This window comes from Gilliamella sp. ESL0250 (assembly GCF_013345045.1).
Classification (GTDB): domain Bacteria; phylum Pseudomonadota; class Gammaproteobacteria; order Enterobacterales; family Orbaceae; genus Gilliamella; species Gilliamella apicola_H.
The window spans coordinates 1-22,036 of record NZ_JAAEDV010000011.1 but is presented as its reverse complement, the minus strand read 5'-3'; the positions used below and the strand labels follow the sequence as shown (position 1 = coordinate 22,036).

The window sequence follows — 22,036 nt, the reverse complement described above, 5'->3', positions numbered from 1 at the left end:
ATGACAAGTTTAAAGAAAACATTTATTGTAGCAACTTTGGCTCTCGCCCCTCTTTCTTCGTTTGCTGCCCAACAACTAACCGAGCAACAAGCTAAAGATTTGCAATCATTTAAAAGCATAACTATCCGTGGAGCGTTTTATACTGATAATGACTATGTTTTGGCTATGTCAAAAGCGGCAGATAAAGAAGGTGCTGCATCTTTTTTTATAACAACTACCAATATCAGTCCTTCTAATGATACTTTACGCATTGTCTACGCTAGATTATATAAATCTGATGCACCTCAAACTGAACAACAAATAGAAAGTTTCCGCAAATTCGAGGGTGTATATGAATATCCCAAATCTAAAGCCATACGTTTAGAGCCTTTCAATATTGTGCGTATTCGTGGTTATTTCCCTAATGAATATGATGTGAACCAAGCAATTGCTAAAGAAGCATCAGCAAAAGGTGCTTACGCCTTTTATATTGATTCACGTTCTGAATTAGGTAGTAATATACAAGTTGCCGCCTATTTATTTAAGAAGGATGCACCTGAACGTAAACTACAACCAGAAAATGCAATTCCTTATGATTCTGAAGCTGGTCAACAAGCCCTAGCTAAAGGTGGTGATGCCGCAATGCAAGTTGAAAAAACAGGATATTATTCTCCATCAGCGTTTAATGAAAAATTTTATGCGGATAAATTTAATAATAAAGTAAAAGTTATTAATGAACCTACTAATAAAACGAAAACTTCTGCAGCAACCAGTATCCATGCATCTGAAGTTACCACGGTTGCGACTGAACCTCAACGTGTTAATCGTTACACTGTCACTCTTTCAGACGGGCGAAAAATTCAAGAATTAAATGATGCAACTGCAGCTAAAATGGTGGCATTTGATACAATTAAATTCAGAGGTTATTATGTTACCGATCAGGAAATTTCTTATCAGGCAGGTAAACGAGCTATTGATGCCGGTGCTAAGTATTATCATATTGCTAGAGTAGCTCATGATTCAAATGGCCCGAATATAACAGTTTTTGTCGATCTTTATCGATAAACTTATATAGATAATTGGGCGCATAAACGCCCTATTTTTTATCGAACAAATATCTTCATTCAATTAACTGTTACAACTCAGATTTTACTTTGTCGATTTGTTGCTTAATACGTTTTGCTGAAATTGGATATGCAGTACCTAACTGCTGTGCAAATAGATTTACTCTAAGTTCTTCAATCATCCAACGGATATTTGTTACTTTTTCTTGTGATTTTGAATTTTCCGATAAACTATTAACCCATTTTTTATATAGAATTTCAACCTCTTCAATTATGTTCATCGATTGCCTATCTTTAGTGAAATTCAACATTAGTTTTTCAATTCTTTTTTCAATCGCCAATAAATAACGATTGATATCTGGCAGTCGTTTATAACCCGATTTTGCAACAAAACCTTTATAAATAAGATGATCCATTTGCTTTTTTATATCAGATAAAGCAAAAGCTAATGATATATCAATACGACCCTTTAACTTTTTACTGATGTTGTAAAATAAAGTCAAAATGGACTCAACTTCTTTGGCAATATTAACCACAACATCATTAATATGACTTTTAGTATAATCCAATAATGCCTCATAATCATCTTGGCTTTGAATGACTTTACCATTTTTTTCAATCAAATAGTCAACACCACAAGCAATGCAATCATCAATTAAACTCAGTACTGTACCAAAAGCATTGAAGTATAAGCCTAATTTAGATTTATTCGGTAACTTTTCGTGCAAATACTTGATTGGCGATGGTATATTGAGCATAAGTAGGCGTCTTAGCCCTAGTTTTGTAAGTCTTTGTTGCTCATCTTGATTATCGACTAACTTAATGCTTACAGAATGTTGATTATCAATGATTGCAGGATAAGCTTTAATCGTATAATTTTTATGATTTTCTTCATAGATACTAGGCAGAGAGCCGAAATTCCACTCAGTTAAATTATTTTGTTCAATTTGAACCTTTTTCTTAATTGTTAAAGATGACAATGCTTGTTGAAGTTCATTTTTGAGTTGTTCTTTTAGTAAAACCAGATCTTTACTTGCAGCAATTTCTTTATTGTTACTATCAACAATGCTAAAAGTCATTTTCAAATAGTCTGGAATTTGATCCAATTGCCAATCTTCGGGGGTAATTTTTACACCTGTCATTTTGTGAAATTCAGTTTCTAAACTTTCAAGTAAAGGTTGATCCGTTGAAATGCCTCTACTCAAAAATGCATCAGCATAGTTTGGTGCTGGAACAAAATTTCGGCGCAGTGATTTAGGTAAAGATTTAATTAATGCAATAATTAAATCTTTTCTAAAACCAGGTACTTGCCAATCAAATCCCCTATTTTTGATTTGGTTTAATAGATTAAGAGGTATTTTTATTGTGACACCGTCACTTTTGTGTCCGATATCAAATTGATAACTCAGTGCTAATTTCAAATTATCTTGATTCCAAAAATCAGGAAAGTCATTTAAATTTACCAGTTGTGCCGATTGTTTGATCAACATCTCTTTCTCAACATTAAGAAAGTCAGGATCTGATTTTTGTTTTTGTTTCCACCAAGCATCAAAATGTTTAGATGACACGACTGATTTATCTATTCGCTTATCATAAAAATCAAAAAGTTCATCATCATCTATTAAAATATCTTGCCGACGAGATTTATGCTCAAGATCTTCAATCTCATTAATTAATTTTTTATTTTTTTTATAAAACTGATGGTTGGTAAACCAATCACCTTCAACCAAGGCATGACGAATAAATAGAGAACGACTTAATACAGGATCGATTTTACTATAATTCACTATTCGGCTAGCAACAATAGGTAAACCAAATAATGTCACTTTTTCATTTGCAATAGTTGTACCCTGTTTTTTGGTCCACCTTGGTTCGTTATAACTATATTTCACCAAATGTTTTGCTATGGGCTCAATCCATTCAGCTTCAATTTTAGCCGCTGTTCTTCCCCATAGCCGGCTAGTTTCAATTAGTTCACTAGCGATACACCATTTAGGTTGATTTTTGAAAAGTGCCGAATTAGGAAAAATTGCAAATTTAATATTTCGTGCCCCAATATACTCATGCTTTTCAAGTTCTTTCATTCCGATATGGGATAATAAACCGCTTAGTAATGAAATATGTAATGAATTATAATCTGCCGCTTTACTATTTATAGGGAATGCTAATTGTTTAATGGTTTGTCTAATTTGTGTATAAACATCTTGCCATTCTCGAATCCGAAGGTAGTTTAAAAATTCTTTCTGACACAATCGTCTAAATTGATTTCCGGATAATATATTTTGTTGTTCTTTAATATAATTCCATAAATTAATTAAAGATATAAAGTCAGATTCCTTATCAACAAAACGACGATGTTTTTCATCCGAAGCTTGTTGTTTATCAAAAGGTCTTTCTCTAGGATCTTGGATAGACAAAGCTGCAGTAATTATCATCACTTCTTTAGTACAACCCAATCGCCTTGCTTCAACCAGCATTCTGGCCAATCTTGGATCGATGGGTAATTGCGCTAAAATTCGTCCTATTTCAGTTAAATGATATCGATAATGTTTAATAAATATTGCACCAAGTTCTTCTAACAATCGAATGCCATCACGAATATATTTTGCATCAGGGGCTTCAACAAAAGGAAATGCTGCAATGTCACCTAAACCTAACGAGGTCATCTGTAATATCACCGATGCTAAATTTGTACGTAAAATTTCAGGATCGGTAAATTCAGGACGAGATAAAAAATCTTGTTCATCATATAACCGGATGCAGATTCCATCTGAGGTTCGTCCACAGCGCCCTTTTCGTTGGTTGGCTGAAGCTTGAGATATCGGTTCAATCGGTAAACGTTGAACTTTAGTGCGATAACTATAGCGACTAATCCTAGCTAAACCCGTATCGATAACATATTTAATTCCAGGCACCGTCAACGATGTTTCTGCCACATTTGTTGCTAGAATTATTCGCCTTTTAGTGTGCGACTGGAAAATCCGATTTTGTTCTGATGCTGATAGCCTTGCATATAATGGTAAGATATCAGTATGACGAAGATCCAATTTATTAAGTGTATCGGCAAGATCTCTAATTTCTCTTTCACCAGTTAGAAAAATAAGTATATCACCATGGCTTTCAGCTGAAAGTTCATCAATCGCATCTATGATGGATTGAAAATCACTATTTTTATCGTTGCAATTATCATCGTCATCTAATATTGAAGGACGATATCTAACTTCAACAGGATAGGTGCGACCAGATACTTCAATAATCGGTGCTTGATTGAAATGTTTAGAAAAACGCTCCACATCAATCGTTGCCGATGTTATTATGACCTTCAAGTCTGGACGTTTAGGTAATAATTGCTTAAGGTAACCTAAAATAAAATCAATGTTTAAGCTACGTTCATGAGCTTCGTCAATAATAATAGTATCGTATTGTAATAAAAGTTTATCTTTTTGAATTTCAGCAAGCAATATACCATCAGTCATTAATTTAATCAGTGTTGTTTCACTAACATGATCAGAAAATCTGACTTTGAAACCAACTAATTGCCCTATTTCTGTTTTCAACTCATCAGCAATACGATTAGCCACTGAACGCGCAGCTAACCTCCTTGGTTGGGTATGACCTATAAATCCCTTTACGCCTAAGCCCAACTCTAGACAGATTTTAGGAATTTGCGTGGTTTTTCCTGAACCTGTTTCACCTGCGATTATGACCACTTGATGATGCTTAATTGCGTCATAAATTGTTTGTTTTTTTTCAACGACAGGTAAATTATCAGGAAAATCAATGCTCTTTGGTAATGAATCTATTCTAGCTTGGTAATGTAACTTAGCATTTTGTATGGCTGAATCTATATTAGTTATAGTTTGACTTTTCTGGGCAAATTTTATTATTTTGTGCTTATCTAAGAAAGTCATTGAATCAAGTTTTTTTAATTGGTTTTGAGATAACATAGAGAGTCAGATATTTTTAATTAACGTCATAATTAGGTTTAATTATAGCAAATTTAACCTGTTATTAGGAGTTCATATGAAAAAAACATTATTGCTAATTTCGCTATTTACTGTTGCTCTAGTTATGTCTGGATGCTATGAATCGAGTAAGATACAAGATACTGATCTTATGCATCACCGTTTCGTATTAATTAATGCAAATGGTCTGGACATCTCTTTAGATGAGCAAGCTGAACTTATATTCGGTGAAAAAATGACTATCACAGGCAAAATGTGTAACCAGTTTTCAGGTCGAGTTATTTTAGATAAAAACCACATTAAAGGTACAGGTGTTGCAATGACCAAAATGCTTTGTAATGATGATCAATTAAATCAATTAGATCATGTTATTCAACAATTAATTACTGACGGTGCAAAAATCAGTTTAACCAATAATCAATTAACTTTGAAAAACAACAAAAATGAACTCATTTACCAACTTAAAGATTTAATGTAGTTCAAACTTTTTATTTTTGTGCGCGTTTTAGCAAAAATATATTTATGAATGTTGCTATTGAATTATTTTATAAACAAAAAAATTTATTTAGGATAAAAAACTTTATTTAAAATACTGTTAAGAATATAATAAGGGTAATTTTTAAAGGATTTAACTTATTGATGAAATTATCATACTCTTCAAATGCTTTATGTGATTTTTGTTGCTATTTAAAGCTACATAGAAGCCTTTTAACCAACCCTACCAATGCTCTGCCATTGGTTTTTTTTGCATAACGTTGATTTATCGAGTTTTTAAATAGAATCAAAACATTAACATTAAATAAATTACAAAGTAGATATTATTATGAAAAAGACTAAAATTGTTTGTACTATCGGACCCAAATCTGAATCAAAAGAGATGTTAGCAAAATTGTTAAACGCAGGCATGAATGTTATGCGTTTAAACTTTTCTCATGGTGATTATGAAGAACATGGCAACCGTATTAAGAACTTACGAGAAGTCATGCAAGAAACTGGATTAAAAGCGGCGATCATGCTAGATACCAAAGGGCCAGAAATCCGCACCATTAAATTAGAAGGTGGTAATGATGTATCACTTATTGCTGGTCAAACATTTACTTTTACAACAGACAAGAATGTTATTGGAAATAGTGAACGAGTAGCAGTTACATATGATGGCTTTGCGCATGATCTGAAACCGGGTAATCGTGTACTTGTTGATGATGGTTTAATTGCAATGGACGTGATAGAAATCAAAGGTAACGAAGTTATCTGTACGGTTTTAAACAACGGAGAGCTTGGTGAAAATAAAGGTATCAATTTACCGGGCGTTTCAATTAAATTACCAGCACTCGCAGAAAAAGATAAAAACGACCTTATTTTTGGTTGTGAACAAGGGGTTGATTTTATTGCAGCATCATTTATTCGTAAACGTTCTGATGTTGAAGACATTCGCGCTCACTTAAAAGCATATGGAGGCGAAGATATAAAAATTATCTCTAAAATTGAAAATCAAGAAGGTTTAGATAACTTTGATGAAATTCTTGAGGCTTCAGACGGTATTATGGTTGCACGCGGTGACTTAGGTGTTGAAATTGCCGTTGAAGAAGTTATTTTTGCTCAAAAAATGATGATCAAAAAATGTAATAAAGCCTCTAAACCAGTTATAACCGCAACACAAATGCTCGATTCAATGATCAAAAATCCGCGCCCTACTCGTGCTGAAGCTGGCGATGTGGCAAATGCAATTATTGATGGTACTGATGCTGTTATGCTTTCAGGCGAAAGTGCTAAAGGTAAATATCCACTAGAAACAGTCAATGTCATGGCGACTATCTGTAAACGTACAGATGGTACTATTCCTGCTTCTTTAGAACTAACAACTAAAGAAGAAAAATTAAGTATAACCGCGGCTGTTTGTTGTGGTGCTGTGGAAATTGCTGAACGTTTAAATGCACCATTAATCGTTGTTGCAACACGTAGTGGTAAATCAGCTCGAGAAGTTCGTCATTATTTTCCAAGAGCCCGCATTTTAGCGCTTTCATCAAGTCAAAAAACAGTTAATCAATTAGCTGTTACTAAAGGTGTAGAACCAATTTTAATTGATTCAATCAATTCAACTGATGATTTTTATCGTTTAGGTAAAGAGATGGCGGTAAAAGTATGTGGTTTACAACAAGGCGATATTATTGTGATGGTGTCTGGTGCTTTAGTACCAAGTGGAACCACTAACACAACTTCGGTTCACCGTATTTAAATCTTAAATCTTAAATTTTTAATCGATATAAAATAAAAAAGCTAGCTATCTGCTAGCTTTTTTTTTTACTTAAGTTATTCTGTATAGAATCTTTTTACTAAAGTTTGAAAAACTATAATGATTGAAGAAAAAGTATATTTACCTAAAGAGCTCAGCTGGTTATCTTTCAATCAGAGAGTTTTACAAGAGGCTGCAGATAAAAGCAATCCTCTTATCGAAAGAGTACGTTTTTTAGGCATATACTCCAGTAATCTTGATGAATTTTATAAAGTCCAGTTTGCTAATTTAAAAAAATATGTGCTTATTGAACAAGAACAAGTGCATTCTTCATCTAATGCTAAAAATCTATTACGACAAGTAAATCAAAAGGTTATTCAATTGGAATTACAGTTTGATCAACTTTATAATGAATTATTGTTAGAAATGGCCAGAAATCAAATCTTTTTGATTAACGAAAGACAACTTTCGGCTTATCAAGAAAATTGGATTAAGAATTATTATAAACAAAATCTGAGGCAATATATTACCCCTATTTTGCTTGATAGCCATACAGAATTGATTCAATTTTTAAAAGATGATCATGCCTATTTGGCTGTAGAAATAGTTTGCGAGGATAATATCAGTTATGCATTACTAGAACTCCCGACTGATAATGTTTCTCGTTTTGTACTATTACCGTCAGAGGTTTCAACTAAAAATAAGTGCATCATCTTTTTAGACAACATATTACGATATTGTTTATCAGATATTTTTAAAGTGTTTTTTGATGCCAAAGAATTAAATGCGTATTCAATTAATATTAATCGAGATGCAGAATATGAGTTGAATACTGAATTAGATAGTTTACTTGAACTTATGTCTCAAGGTTTAAAACAACGCTTAACAGCACAGCCAGTACGATTTACTTATCAAAAAGATATGCCAAAAGCATTATTTGAATTGTTGATTAATAAGTTACGGTTAACCGAACAAGACGCAATGCCTGGTGGACGCTATCCCAATTTTAAAGATCTTGTTAAATTTCCTGAACTTGGGCAAAAGAATTTATTAAATAAGAAAATACCAAACTTAAGTTACACTCGATTTAAGCAATTTCGAAATTCGTTTGATACAATTAAAGATCGAGATGTTTTACTTTATTACCCCTATTACTCTTTTGGCCATGTTTTAGAAATCATGAGGCAAGCTTCATTTGATCCATCTGTTACGCATATTCGAATGAATATTTACCGAGTAGCCAAAGACTCGCGCTTTATTCACGCTGCAATTAATGCGGCCAATAATGGTAAAAAAGTCACTGTTGTCGTCGAATTACAAGCACGGTTTGACGAAGAAGCAAACATAAAATGGGCCAAACGATTAATTAGCAGTGGTATTAAAGTTATTTATTCACAACCAAAACTCAAGATTCATGCGAAATTGTTTTTGATCGATCGTAAAGAAAACGATGAAATAGTTCGCTATGCCCATATTGGTTCAGGTAACTTTAATGAAAGAACTGCACGCATTTATACAGACTTCTCACTATTAACAGCAGATCCTGCTATTACCGAAGAAGTCAAAAAAGTATTTAATTTTATTGAAAATCCATTTAAACCGGTATCATTTAACCATTTGCTTGTTTCACCACAAAATACACGATTACGATTTTATGAATTTATCGAACGAGAAATAAGTAACGCCAAAGCTGGTAAAGCAGCAGGCATTTATTTAAAACTTAATGCAATAACTGATAAAGATATGATAGATCAATTGTATCGTGCATCTTGTGCCGGGGTAAAAGTTAGAATGGTTGTAAGAGGAACTTGTGTATTAATACCTCAGATTCGGAATTTAAGTGAAAATATTACTGTTACAAGTATTGTTGATCAGTTCTTAGAGCATGCTCGTGTTTATATTTTTGAAAATGATGGGAAAAAAGATACTTATATCTCCTCTGCCGACTGGATGCCTCGTAATATTGATAATCGGATTGAAGTAGGCGTGAAAATCTTCGATCCAATAATAAAGTTAACTATCCACAATATATTTGATATACAATGCAACGATAATGTAAAAGCTCGTATTATTGATAAAGATGCAGCCAACAATTACGTACAAAGAGGTAATAAGAAAAAAATCAGAGCCCAGTATGCCATTTATGATTATTTGAAGCAGTCAGAATCTTTTGAAAAAGGACTCTAACATGAATAGATTCAATGAATATGCGGTAGTTGATCTTGGTTCAAATAGTTTTCATATGGTGATTGCTCGTATCATTAATGGTGTCGTACAGATCATTTATAAAAATAAAATAAATATTCATCTCGCAACAGGGCTTAAAGCCAATAACGAACTCACTGAATCAAGTATTATGCGAGGCGTAGAGTGCCTTGCGCTGTTTGCCGAACGATTAAATGGATTTCCTCCCGAACATATTCGTGTTGTCGCAACACATACTTTAAGGGTGGCCAAAAATAGACATAAATTTTTAATGGCGGCGGCTAAAGTGTTTCCCTTTCCTATTGAAATTATTTCGGGCCAAGAAGAGGCTCGTCTTATTTATTTAGGCACCATGACAGCAGAATCAACATCACCAACCGATACAAAACTTGTGATAGATATTGGTGGTGGATCTACTGAAATTGCGATAGGCAAAGGGAATGATTTAACCCCTTTAATTGTTGCTAGTCGTCCCATGGGATGTGTAACTTATACCAAGCAGTTTTTTTATGAGCAGACAATTGACGCAGTATCATTTCAACAAGCAAAACTTGCCGCTGAACAGCAAATAGAGAGCATGATCAGTAGACTTAAAAAAATGAATATTACAGCTGCATTTGGTACGTCTGGAACCATTAAGTCTATTTATCATATCTTGTTAGATCTTGGTGTCAGTGATGGCATTATCACTCCTAAAAGGCTCGATGATTTAATTAGTTATGTTTTGGAATTTAAAACCTTTAACGATATTAATTACCCCTCTTTGTCCAAAGAAAGAAAAAAAGTATTTGTCAGCGGGTTAGCTATATTTAGTGGTATTTTTAGTGCGCTAGGTTTACAGACTTTACAATTTAGCCCATGTGCATTACGAGAGGGGGTATTTTATGAGTTGATTGATGGACCTAATTACCAAGATATTAGGAAAAACACCGCACAATCACTTTCAGAACATTACAACATAGATCAACGCCATGCAAAACAAGTTGTTAAAACTGCAAAATATTTATTTTCACAATGGCAAAAGCAAGCACCGATTACTATTCCCCCCAATCTTGAATCTATTTTATACTGGGCAGCTCAGCTCCATGAGGTAGGTTTAAAGATTAACTTTTCTTCAATTCATAAACATTCAAGTTATATTTTGCAAAATAGTAATCTGCCAGGATTCAATGAAGAACAACAATTACTTTTATCTACCCTTGTTCGCTACCATAGAAAATCGATCAATATTGATGAATTATCTTATTTTAGCCTGTTTGAATACAAACATATAATATCATTGATGCAAATTCTAAGATTGTCTATTCTCATAAATAATCAACGGAATGCCGACATTGATTTACAGGCATTTCAATTAAAATTATTAGAAAATAAACTAGCCAAAATCACTTTAGAAATTAATCAAGAATTTGTTGAAAATAATAAACTGATATTACTTGATTTAGCTCAAGAACAAAAATATTGGGAAGTGATTGACGATTGGAAACTATCAATTGTAATTTGCTAGCAATAAAAATTGATATACAGATAAATACCGCCAATCAATGTGGCGGTATATACAATAGTTTGTAAGATAGTTTTTTAATTATAATTGACCAAGGCCAATAACCTTCCACCATAAAATACCGATAGTAAATATAATGAGCAGATTTACAACACTACAAATAAAACCAACTTTCCACCAAGTTTTTACAGGAACAAACCCCTCAGCAAATAATAGTGGATTCCTAGCATTTGCAAACTGTGTTATTGACCCAAAATAATTAGTACAAATGACTAAAGCAAAAATGGCAATCAAAGTTGGTACACCAAGCGCAATAGCAATCGATAAGAAAACTGGAAATAATGCAGCAATATGCGCGTTTCCACTGGCAAAGAAGTAATGTAAATAAACATAAGCAACACATAAAACGATTATTACAAATATCCAACTGCTTTCACCTAAATGACCTTGCACCGCGCTACCTATTGTATCGCCCAGCCATTTTGTTACGCCAAGTTTATTCACTTGGCCCGCCATCATTAATAATGCCGCAAACCAAATTAATGTGTCCCAAGCAGCTTTTTCACCTTTTATATCATCCCAGCTTAATACTCCGGTTAAGATCAATATAGTCAAACCAATAAAGGCTGTAGTCGTTGAATCTATACCAAAGTTTTTACCAAAAATCCAAAATACTAATAATAGCAGTACAGTTCCTCCCATAACAACTTCGTTAATGGTTATTGGTCCCATTTTTGTTAATTCTTCATCAGCTAACTTTGGTGCTTCTGGTGTTTTTTTTAGTTCTGGATTAGTTAAGAAATAAATAACCAGAGGGATCACAATAAATGAAACTAAACATGGCACAATTGCTGCAATAAACCATTGTCCCCAGCCTAATGTAATACCTAGTGATGTTGTAACTAATTTAGCAGCTAATAAGTTTCCGGTAAATGCTGTTAAGAACATTGCAGAGGTGATATCATTCACATGACTAATCGTTAACATTAAAAATGTACCAATGCGATTTCTTGATTCATCTTTTGGATTAGAGTTAAAATTGATGGCTAAAGCTTCTGCTATTGGATATATGACACCTCCAGCTCGAGCTGTGGTACTTGGAATAGCTGGCGCCAACGCGATATCAGTGACAGATAAACCATAAGCTAATCCCAATGTATTTTTACCCAAAATCTTAACAAGATAATAAGCAATGCGTTTACTTAATCCTGTTTTGATAAAGCCCCTAGCAATCATAAAAGCAATAACAATCAGCCAAATAAGGCTGCTGTTTAATTCGCTTAACGAAATTTTTATAGATTCAGTCGCAGTTGTAGCACCAGAAGGTCTTAATACAGCAAAAATCGTGATCGCAAACAGACCAATTGCGCCAATAGGCATTATTTCTGCCACAATACAGGCGATTGTTGCAACAAAAATAATACTGGTTTGCCAACCTTCTTGGCTAATACCAGTTGGCGGTGTTACAAACAACCAGAGTATTGTTGAGATTGCCGCAATAATTATGAGTGGAAGCCATTTTACTGGCGGTTTTTTTACTATATTCATAGTATCTTCCTTTTTAATTTAAATAGTATTTAATAAGTTAATATTTAATTTTGTTACACTATGATACCCACTTCATTATTCCATGATTTGCACAAGTTTATTGTCTTGTATAAAAGCATCAAAAGAATTAATATTTTAACAAATTTCGAGCAAAACATCTCAAATAAAGCATAAAAACTTAAATAAAATCAATGTAAATTCGTTTTTTTGATGCCAGTTTTAATTATAATCTGTGCTGATTGTGTATTGAGTATCAAGCTGTTGAAAAATAAAATTATCAGTATTGATTAATGTTATTGTTTTATTTTTTAACAAGAATATAGCTGATAATTTTTGATGTTTTTTTAAATACTCTCTACTTTTATCAAGTCCCCATCCATAAAAGACAGTTGAATAAATATCGCCTTCCAATGAAGAATCTGAAATTATTGTCACGCTTTCTAATTCATTGTCTAGTGGATAGCCTGTTTTGGGATTAAATATGTGATGGTAAAGATGACTGTTTTGTATAAAAAAGCGCTCATAAATACCCGATGTTACAACCGACTTATTTATAACTTTAATAATCCCAGACAGCTTATTTTTAGTTGAAAATGGTTTTCTTAGCCCCACATGCCAATAGCCGTCTTCATTAAGTGAAGATTTACCCAGTGTTAATACGTTACCACCTAAATTAATGATACCTTGATACACTTGATATTGTTGTAAAATCAATTTGACGACATCAGCAATATATCCTTTAGCAATTGCACCTAAATCAATTTCCATTCCAGATTTTTTTAAAAATACGGAATGGGTCTTTGCATCCAGTTCAATATTTTTAGGATCAGTTAACAATAATTGTTGTTTTATTAACTTGGTAGATGGTACTTGATAATCTTGGAAGCCAATTTTCCAAAGCTTAACTAATGGACCAATGGCAAAATTAAAGCAACTATTGAAATGTAGGCTGACTTTTTGAGCTTGTTCAATCAAAGAAAACACAGAATGGCTTACTGTAACAGGGTATTGGCCAGCTGCTAAATTAATTGACATAACTTCTGATAACGACCTATTAACGGTTAATTTATCCTCAAGCATTTTTATAGTTTCAAAAACAGCGTATGCAGCGGCTTCATTAGGCTCTAATAGCGTTAATGAAACCGTTGTTCCCATTAAAGTTTGAGTATATTCATAGCTAGGACGTACCATACTAAACAAGCTCAAGTAGTTATAACAAGTTAACTTTTGATATAATCACCAGCATTTTTGCCCGCTTGTATACCAAAAATAATGATATCTGCAACAGCATTACCTCCTATACGGTTTGCTCCATGTACACCACCCACTACCTCACCTGCGGCAAACACACCTTGAATGACATTTTTATTAGTATCTAAGACTTGCGTTTGAATATTGATAGTTACACCGCCCATGGTATGATGAACACCAGGTGCAATTTTTATTGCATAGAAAGGCCCTTTTTCTATCGGATGACGCATACCCGTTGTTCGTCCAAAATCTTCATCGTGTTTAGTTGCTGCAAACTGATTGTATCGTTTTACAGTTTTAGTTAATGTGTTGTCATTAATCGATAACTTTTGAGCTAATTCTTCAATCGTATTTGCTTGGGTAACAAGTTCATTTGCAACATATTCTTCAACTGATCTGTTTTCATCACGTACTTGTTGATCAAATAGGATATAAGCATAGTGTTCCGGTAGTTTGATAATCTCAGCTGATACATTGTCCCGGGTGTCAAGTTCATTAACAAATCGTTGGCCTTCTTGCGATACAAGTATCGCGCCCCCACCACGAATAGATTCTGAAATTAAATAAGAAGAAGTTTGTTCAACTGTTGGATGGATTTGAATTTCTCCCATATCAACGGTTCCAGCACCAAGCTTTTCAAGTATCATAATACCAGAGCCGGTGGCACCTTTATGATTGGTGGTGACAAATCCTTTAAGATCAGGGCGATATTTTTCAACCATTGCAGTATTAGCACTAAATCCACCGGTTGCAATAATGACTGCTTTGGTTTTTATCATATGAGTTGAACCATCTTCTTCTGAAACTTTAACGCCAATAACTTTATGGTTTTCGGTGACAATTTCAGTAACTGCTGTATCAAGCATGACTTCGATACCACGCTTATTGATATTTCTGACTAGTCCACTAATTAAGAAACCACCTACCGCTGCACCACTTTCTGGGCGGTGTGTTCGATCAATACTCATACCGCCAGTTGTTGTAATACCACTTAGTTCAATACCATTATCATCTAACCAATTGATCGCATCTGGTGCATTTTCAACAAAATAATGTAATAACTCTGGATTATTTTTATTTTTTCCACCTATCATCGTTTCTTGATAGAAAAGTTTTTTACTGTCTTTGATACCTTTAAGTTTTTGGAACTTAGTTTCTGCTGCATTCATACCAGCTGAGGCTTTATTGGTATTACCGCCAATGACAGACATTTGCTCAACAATTACTACATTAGCGCCCAGATCATGCACTTGAATAGCAGCCGCTAGCCCGGCCCCACCACTACCAACTACAACTACATCGAAAGATTGGTCATTAGGATCGCCACCTTCGGCAATAATCGCCTCTTTGTTAGATTTTGCCATCGCTTTAGTGACTGCTTTTTTAAAAGCTTCACATTGCGTAGTTGCTCCCGAAATCGTATCAACATGTGGACTATTGGAATCAATAATTCTATTTTTTATAACAGTAAAATTATCTAGGATATCATTATCTAACTCTTTAGCATTCACTAATGCCATATCCTTAATAAAGTCTTTACCTAATTCAACATTAATAAGAAATTCATAAGATTCGTCGTTGACTGTTTCTTGATAATTACCTGGTTTAAATTTTTTAGCATTAAGATTAACATCACGAATCAAACTTTCAACCAAAGAAAAACGCCATAAAGGTTCAGGAATATTAAGTTCTTCACGTTTATCACTATTGATAAACAGTTCTAGTTTTTCACCTTTCTTAATACGGCTAATCCAATCAGGATAAGCAATACAAGCTCGTCCAACGGCGACTAAGTCATAACCATTATTGATTGCATCATTAACATCATTTAGGTTAATAACATTACCAACACCCACAACAGGAATTTTTGCTAATGTAGCCGATCGCATAGATACATATTTTTTAATTAGTGGGGTTGGATCTTGTGTATCAACAATAGATGGTCTAAGTGTCGTTCCCATTGAAAAATGGACATAATCAAGCCCTTTGTCAGCTAATTTTTCAAGTAAATACATGGAATCATCAAAACGAATGCCTGGAACTTCTAGCTCTTCAGGTGAAAAACGATAACCAACAATAAATTCAGGTGTTGCATATTGTTTAATCATATCATGGGTGATATCTAAAATAGCAAGCGGGAATCGAGTACGATTATCACGGCTTCCGCCCCATTTATCCTTCCTTTGATTTGAATTAGGAGAATAGAATTGTTGAATTAAATAAGTATTAGCACCATGAATCTCTACCCCGTCAAAACCAGCCTGAATAGCTCGACGCACGGCTTGACCAAACTTATCAATCATTTCATCCACTTCATCAGTAGTCAATTCAATTGGCATAGCAGCATTAGGACGCGGAGCTGCAATTGCACTAGGCCCCACAGGAGATTGTCCACCAATGAGTTTAGGTTCAACCATTCTTCCGCCATGATACACTTGAATAATTGCTTTAGAGCCTTGGTCTTTGATAGCTTGAGCAATTTTAGCTAATCCTTCAATTTTATCGTCACTATCTAAACCAATCGCTCCAGGAAAAGCTAAGCCTTTATTATCGACAAATCCACATTCAACAATAATAGCCCCTATTTCACCAGATCTTACACGATAATATTCGATCAAGTCATGTGTAACAGAACCATCATAAAAACCAGAACATGTTGTCATTGGTGCCATCATTATACGGTTTTTTAATTCAACACCATTGGGTAGCGTTAACGATTTAAAAATATTTTCATTTTGCATTTTTATATACCTAACATTTAATCTTTTTAGTTTTCAATAATGATAACATTACCAATAGTCATTCTCCACTTACATTAATTTCATTAATAGTTGGTGTATCATTTTTTCGACAAAAATTTTTCTTGATTTATTAATTGATTAGAAAATTATCGATATAAATAAAATAAGACTTTACTTATTTTTTATAATTGACTGTGTTTGAAGTGTTTACTGTATAGCTATAAATCTAAAAAATAATATTATAACCTTTTTATTTAGTTACATATTTTTTAAATTTTCATATTGAATTTTAAATTTGATCAGCTACAATGCCTTACAGTTAACAAAAAGAGAATATTAGAATGTTTGGAATACCCATTAACAAATTAAAATCAAAATTGTCTGTTTATTCTCTACTTGCCCTATTTTTAAATCCTCCTTCATGGAGGATTTTTTTTGGTTAAAAAACTGTTTTTTTACTATTTCAAATTAATAATCAATTTACTTTAAGACATGCATAATCAGGAGAGAGTATGAAATCTTTAACACCTTTTTATAATCCAAGTATAAGCTACGAAGATAATTATGCTCAAGGACCCTTTGGGCTTTTTGCACAACTCGATAAAGCACAACAAATCCCAACAACAATGTCAAAATTCTTAAATGTTGAGGTCAATTTACCATTCGGTATGCCCGCAGGTCCACTATTAAATGCAAACTATATTAAAGCTGCTTTTGCTTATGGATTTGACTTATGTGTATATAAAACGGTCAGAACTAAGCTACATAAATGCCATCCTTTACCTAATGTTTTATCTGTTCATCCTAAAGATAAATTATCATGCAATCTAGATACAGTATTAGCTGATACCAATTATAATCAGCCATTATCAATTACCAACTCATTTGGCGTGCCTTCATTTTCACCTGATATTTGGCAACCCGATATGGCTAACGCTGTAAAATCGGCTGGCAATGGACAATGTGTTATAGGTAGTTTTCAAGGAACACAAGGTAATGGAGAAATAGAAAAAGATTATGCTTTAGCGGCAAAATTAGTTAAAGAAACCAATGCACCTATTCTTGAAGCAAATCTAAGTTGTCCAAACGAAGGAGCAAGCAAACTACTTTGCTTTGATGTAGATAAAGTTGAACGAGTAGTCAATGCTATTAAAACTGCTGTGCCTGATCGTCCACTTATTTTAAAACTAGCGTATTTTCCTGATGATGAAAAGATTATTTCTTTATTAACTCGTGTCGGATCTATCATTGACGGTTTAAGCGCCATCAACACATTATCGGCTAAACCCGTTGATGCTAAAGGTCACCCGGCTTTAGGTGAAAATAGAAAAGAAGGTGGAATTTGTGGTGACGCAATTCGTTGGGCTGGCTTAGATATGGTGAGTCGTTTAGCTAAATATCGTAAACAGATGGATCTAAAATTTGCTATAGTGGGCGTCGGTGGAGTTGGTTCTAGTGAACATTATCATCAATTTATAAAAAGTGGTGCTGATGCTGTTATGAGTGCAACGGGTGCTATGTGGAACCCCCTCCTTGCGATAGAAATCAAGAAAAGCCTTTTGAATAAGAATGAATAGTTGAAAAAAACATAAAACGTTACAGGGTAATCTTCCCTGTAATTCTATTTTCAACAATAAATTTATACAATCTTGCTTTATTTATTTTTACTGGTAATAAATAGATTTAGATAAGATTTAATGAATTGGCGGAACGGACGGGGCTCGAACCCGCGACCCCCTGCGTGACAGGCAGGACGCTAAAAAGTAATTTTATTTAAAAACAAAGCGTTGCACCTCTTGCGATATTTAATTGTGACGCAATATAAAGTAGCTTAAATTCATATAAAGAATGGTGTTGACACAAATATGCCACAGCATCAACAGCTATGATATCGCCGATTTTGTGATGCTACATGACGCTGTTGAGTATTGTAAGTTTGAAGATTGATAGTGTTGTGACGTGATGTTATTGTGGTTTTTCTGGATATTTGATATCTGGCGCAGTTTCGACATCAATACGATTTAGCAAAACTCTGTATTTTTTCCACGCTGAATACAATGCTTTTTCTTCGTCTGTTGCTATTTCTGTATCAATTGCGTCTTGTAGGTAATCAATCTGCGTGGTAGCTTCGCTTAATAGCTGTTTTTTTTGTGCTGTTGCTACAGCTATATAATGCTGATGCTGTTTGTTTTTATCTAACACCCACGCCTCACCATTCCATGTGTCAAACTCGCTAGACGGTTTTAATAGCGTGTAATTATTCGGAATGTCGCCGATTTCTGTTACTGTTGATTCTGCGCCATTTTCTGTTGAGTAGATTTTTTTACCGCGATGATCTGAGGGGTATGTCCACGTATCGCCGACTCTAACGATTGCGTGCTCATCATCAACTGAATTCGGAGCGTCTAAACACACATGATCGGGCAAACCGATCCCCTCGGCAACATATTCGTATGTTGCGTTCATAAATTCGCCAGTTATAACGTCTGTGTTATAAATTAATGCCCAGCCCTCAGTTGTTACAAAACCGTCTTTGTCAAACTGTGCTATTTTCGGTGTTAATTGATATTTCATTATATAAATCTCCTTTATTCTGCTTTAACTATATATAAAAACGCTATACTGCGCACTCTATTTTCGTTGGCTGTTGGTACTATATTTGACGCATCAAATACAACACCACCAACACTTCCCACGTCGATGCTTGTCGGCGTGTGACCAGCATGTTTTTCAAAATATTTAAATGCGCCAGTAGCTATGGGTTCTGATGCAAAAGTTTCGGAAATCGGCGATATTTCACCCCAAATATTTCTAATCGCATCTCCCTGCCAGCTCAATATTCCGCGCCCAGAATCTGTACCTTTGCCGTCATCCCATCCTCTGATAAATTCACCTCGTAAATCTGGCAAATTACCCGACGGGTACACTTGCGCTAGCTTCGGATATTTATTTTTATCAAATTTCCAACCGTTGCATTTTAGCCAGCCGTCTGGCGGCGTGGTAGTTGGCCATGGTTGAGGGATGCCGACTGGCAAATAATCATTGATATTTGCTGTTGTAATTTGTTCAACCCAACTATCCCAAAAACCATTTTGACTGTTGCCTCTGTAGTTTCTGATAAATTGCCTCCCCGATTTATATAACGTATATATTTGTGCACAACTCTCACCATCACCATCTGTTTTTAAAACAGTTAATGCGCCCGCATCACGCACAGGGTAGCCGCGTTCTATCAGTGCTTCGTTATATGAATTTTGAAAATAAACGCCGTGGGATGTTGCACCAATGTTATTTAAATGTCGGCCGCCCAGATTTCCGCGAAATGGAAATTCGTTGCCACGTCGGACTGCTAATTCGGCAATATTATGTGCCGTGGTCGCTAGATCATTTGCTTTCTTAACAGCCAACGGCGTTGCAGCTTCTGTTTCTAATGAGCTGTTAGTTGATGAGTTGAGCTTTACGCTACCTTTTTTGACAAATTCCTTAATTGCTGTGGCGAGTTGGTCATGCTTTGATTTATCAAGTTTAATGCCTGCTGATTCAATCGCATTAGCAATTTCTTCCTGAATGGCATCACAATATAGATAGTCTAGTTGCGTTGCTGGCGTGCCTGTTTGTGGATTACCGCGAGTAAAGCCATTTTTCCCTTGACCAAACTTATCTCTTTGGGCAGTAGATGTGTCAATTCTATGCATTGATTGCTCCGTATTTAAAAATTACATAAGTATGTGATGGGCATAATTTTTCAATTATGCATTCGATTTGCTTATCCCCCCACGTTCTCAAATGTGAATCGCATCCATCATTACAGGTCATTTCTGTTATTTGATAATTGTGAGGTATGTTTACAATCCAATAAAAACGCCACTCTTCATCGTATAAATAGTCTTGGCATGTTGATTCACAGGTAAAAACATCATTGTTATAGTTTGTAATCGTGGCGTCTAAATAGCCGTTGGCTTTTAAGACTTGTAGAAAAAATGCTTTATTTATGCCACCGACCAAATTTATCTTAGAATCTAAACGGTTGCGCCGAGTAGTTAGCGTTTGAACCTCCGATGGGTAACAACTATCCGGTAATCCGCAAATTTGCTCATATCTATCTATCAGCTCTGTCGTCGTTTTGGGATTGATTTCTTGCATTAAATCATCTAATCGAACGTGAGTTTTTGATAGTGTTAATGCTAACGATAAAAGGATTGGCTCTGATTTATCCCATGCTGGACCGTAAGGCAATAAGTGCCCTACCATGCTTCGGTATTGTTTTTCTAAATCCATTCAATACCCCCGAAGACCGCTACCTGATTTTTTTCTACAAATATATCTTTATCGGGGTAAACTAATTCATGGGCATACTCGCCAAATGATGAACTAATCACTTCGCTAATACGTGATCTAAATAGTGTTGATTGTGGTCTCCCTTCGCGTAACAAAAATTCTTTTAACTCGGCTTCTATTTGATAACGAATTTTTGGGTTATCAGGTGTGACCATAATTTTAAAATTAATAGGTTTGGGTGTTGGTGAAAACACTATCAGCATAGAGCCAGCAACCGGTGCCAGCGGATCAATATGTTTTTTGACATGTTGAATTGTGGTATTGTCTAAAATGGGATTAACCGGATCACTATTTGCAACCATCACGCCAACGCTACCCGCCCCAGCCCAATGACGATAACACCAAGCCCGTGTAACACCGTGAACCTCTTTTGCCCACTGTACATAATCTTGATCTGCGCCGCTTTGAGGTGTGTAATACCATCTATCGATAACTCGTTTCCTAAAAGATTCTAAATCCTCAATATCAGCACCTGACTCAATAGAATCAGCAAAACAAGTTGATGATAGACCAGTAACAGGGGTGATCAGTGACATACTGGTACCATCATCACAATTCCCTTTTTTACCTACCTCGTCACATACTACAGGTGCTCTTAAAACATTATTTGCTGATGTAGTTGTTTGGGTAACTGTATACATGCGCTGATCAACTTGACGCCTGACTTTTTGATCTTTATTGATAACAATGCCATCAGCCACTTCATCAAATCGAATATAACCAACCGCAGGCGTAGGTTGTTTTCTATAGCAACGCTTCATATTTCCATGTCGGATCAACCAAGCTTCGTCTGCTTGATCAGGTAAAATATTTTTGGCCATATTTTCAATATAGCCTAATAACACATGTGTTGCCCCCGCTATAACTCGTCCGTATACCTCTGGGTCATTACGCCGTAATGAAATCAACTCATCATCAATAGCTAGGCGCGCATACAAATCATTGCGTATAGTTGTGATTAAATCCGGTAATGTTGGTCTTGAAAATCCACTAGACATTAATATCACTCCATAAGTTGTCAAACCTAAATTCTTCATTACTCCCATCTGTTTTATAAATATTGATAGTAGCAACTAAAACAGTTAAATCGGTTCGCTTTACTGAAACATCAATACGTGATGCCAGCCCATCATCAAGCATCCATTGCACCGCTTCTTTTATGTAAATTTTTGCAAAGTTAGCTGTTTGATTAGTTAATTTTGAGCGAG

At 34.8% G+C, this 22,036-nt stretch carries 15 protein-coding genes; 6 read left to right on the top strand and 9 right to left on the bottom strand.

Going from position 1 to position 22,036, the window contains the following annotated elements; all coding sequences use genetic code 11:
* Positions 1-1,044: a YdgH/BhsA/McbA-like domain containing protein gene (locus tag GYY69_RS09200; protein ID WP_174797406.1), complete on the top strand. Its 1,044-nt coding sequence runs from the start codon at positions 1-3 to the stop codon at positions 1,042-1,044.
* 70 nt (positions 1,045-1,114) lie between these two features.
* Here the strand turns inward: GYY69_RS09200 and hrpA are convergent, their stop codons facing one another.
* Positions 1,115-4,990 carry an ATP-dependent RNA helicase HrpA gene (hrpA, locus tag GYY69_RS09195; RefSeq protein ID WP_174797405.1) on the bottom strand — a complete coding sequence of 1,292 codons (3,876 nt, stop codon included), beginning with the start codon at positions 4,988-4,990 and terminating at the stop codon, positions 1,115-1,117.
* A gap of 76 nt (positions 4,991-5,066) precedes the next feature.
* On the opposite strand from hrpA, the gene GYY69_RS09190 reads away from it, so the two are divergent.
* From GYY69_RS09190 to GYY69_RS09175, 4 genes are all read left to right on the top strand, one after another.
* Complete coding sequence (locus GYY69_RS09190; RefSeq protein ID WP_174797404.1) at positions 5,067-5,486, top strand: META domain-containing protein; 420 nt, start codon at positions 5,067-5,069, stop codon at positions 5,484-5,486.
* Positions 5,487-5,831: 345 nt separating this feature from the next.
* A complete protein-coding gene (gene pykF, locus GYY69_RS09185) occupies positions 5,832-7,244 on the top strand; it encodes a pyruvate kinase PykF (RefSeq protein WP_174797403.1) in 1,413 nt (470 codons plus the stop codon).
* A 117-nt stretch (positions 7,245-7,361) separates the two neighbouring features.
* Positions 7,362-9,428, top strand: coding sequence for a polyphosphate kinase 1 (gene ppk1 / locus GYY69_RS09180; RefSeq protein ID WP_174797402.1), 2,067 nt, complete (start codon positions 7,362-7,364; stop codon positions 9,426-9,428).
* 1 nt (position 9,429) lies between these two features.
* Complete coding sequence (locus GYY69_RS09175) at positions 9,430-10,953, top strand: Ppx/GppA phosphatase family protein (RefSeq protein ID WP_174797401.1); 1,524 nt, start codon at positions 9,430-9,432, stop codon at positions 10,951-10,953.
* Between the two features lie 78 nt (positions 10,954-11,031).
* On the opposite strand, the gene GYY69_RS09170 is transcribed toward GYY69_RS09175, so the two are convergent.
* The 3 genes from GYY69_RS09170 to GYY69_RS09160 all read right to left on the bottom strand — a co-directional run bounded on the left by GYY69_RS09170 (position 11,032) and on the right by GYY69_RS09160 (position 16,490).
* Positions 11,032-12,498 (bottom strand): DASS family sodium-coupled anion symporter, encoded by a 1,467-nt coding sequence (locus GYY69_RS09170; RefSeq protein ID WP_174797400.1) that lies wholly within the window; start codon positions 12,496-12,498, stop codon positions 11,032-11,034.
* 219 nt (positions 12,499-12,717) lie between these two features.
* Positions 12,718-13,689, bottom strand: coding sequence for an FAD:protein FMN transferase (locus tag GYY69_RS09165; RefSeq protein ID WP_174797399.1), 972 nt, complete (start codon positions 13,687-13,689; stop codon positions 12,718-12,720).
* A gap of 29 nt (positions 13,690-13,718) precedes the next feature.
* The gene (locus tag GYY69_RS09160) at positions 13,719-16,490 is read right to left on the bottom strand and encodes a flavocytochrome c (RefSeq protein WP_174797398.1); all 2,772 of its coding nucleotides are present in this window, start codon (positions 16,488-16,490) and stop codon (positions 13,719-13,721) included.
* Positions 16,491-17,002: 512 nt separating this feature from the next.
* Between GYY69_RS09160 and GYY69_RS09155 the strand changes: the two genes are divergently transcribed.
* Entirely contained in the window at positions 17,003-18,067 is a 1,065-nt protein-coding gene (locus GYY69_RS09155; protein ID WP_174797397.1) for a dihydroorotate oxidase, read from the top strand.
* Between the two features lie 388 nt (positions 18,068-18,455).
* On the opposite strand, the gene GYY69_RS09150 is transcribed toward GYY69_RS09155, so the two are convergent.
* From GYY69_RS09150 to GYY69_RS09125, 5 genes are all read right to left on the bottom strand, one after another.
* A complete protein-coding gene (locus GYY69_RS09150; protein WP_174797396.1) occupies positions 18,456-19,064 on the bottom strand; it encodes a tail fiber assembly protein in 609 nt (202 codons plus the stop codon).
* A 14-nt stretch (positions 19,065-19,078) separates the two neighbouring features.
* Positions 19,079-20,185 carry a tail fiber protein gene (locus GYY69_RS09145; RefSeq protein ID WP_180214692.1) on the bottom strand — a complete coding sequence of 369 codons (1,107 nt, stop codon included), beginning with the start codon at positions 20,183-20,185 and terminating at the stop codon, positions 19,079-19,081.
* The gene (locus tag GYY69_RS09135; protein WP_174797395.1) at positions 20,178-20,768 is read right to left on the bottom strand and encodes a YmfQ family protein; all 591 of its coding nucleotides are present in this window, start codon (positions 20,766-20,768) and stop codon (positions 20,178-20,180) included. The genes GYY69_RS09145 and GYY69_RS09135 overlap by 8 nt, the downstream gene beginning before the upstream one ends.
* Complete coding sequence (locus GYY69_RS09130) at positions 20,759-21,826, bottom strand: baseplate J/gp47 family protein (protein WP_202984986.1); 1,068 nt, start codon at positions 21,824-21,826, stop codon at positions 20,759-20,761. Before GYY69_RS09130 ends, GYY69_RS09135 begins: the two co-directional genes overlap by 10 nt.
* Positions 21,819-22,036: phage GP46 family protein (locus tag GYY69_RS09125; RefSeq protein WP_174797393.1), on the bottom strand; the 218-nt coding region annotated here is incomplete at its 5' end. The genes GYY69_RS09125 and GYY69_RS09130, both read right to left, overlap by 8 nt.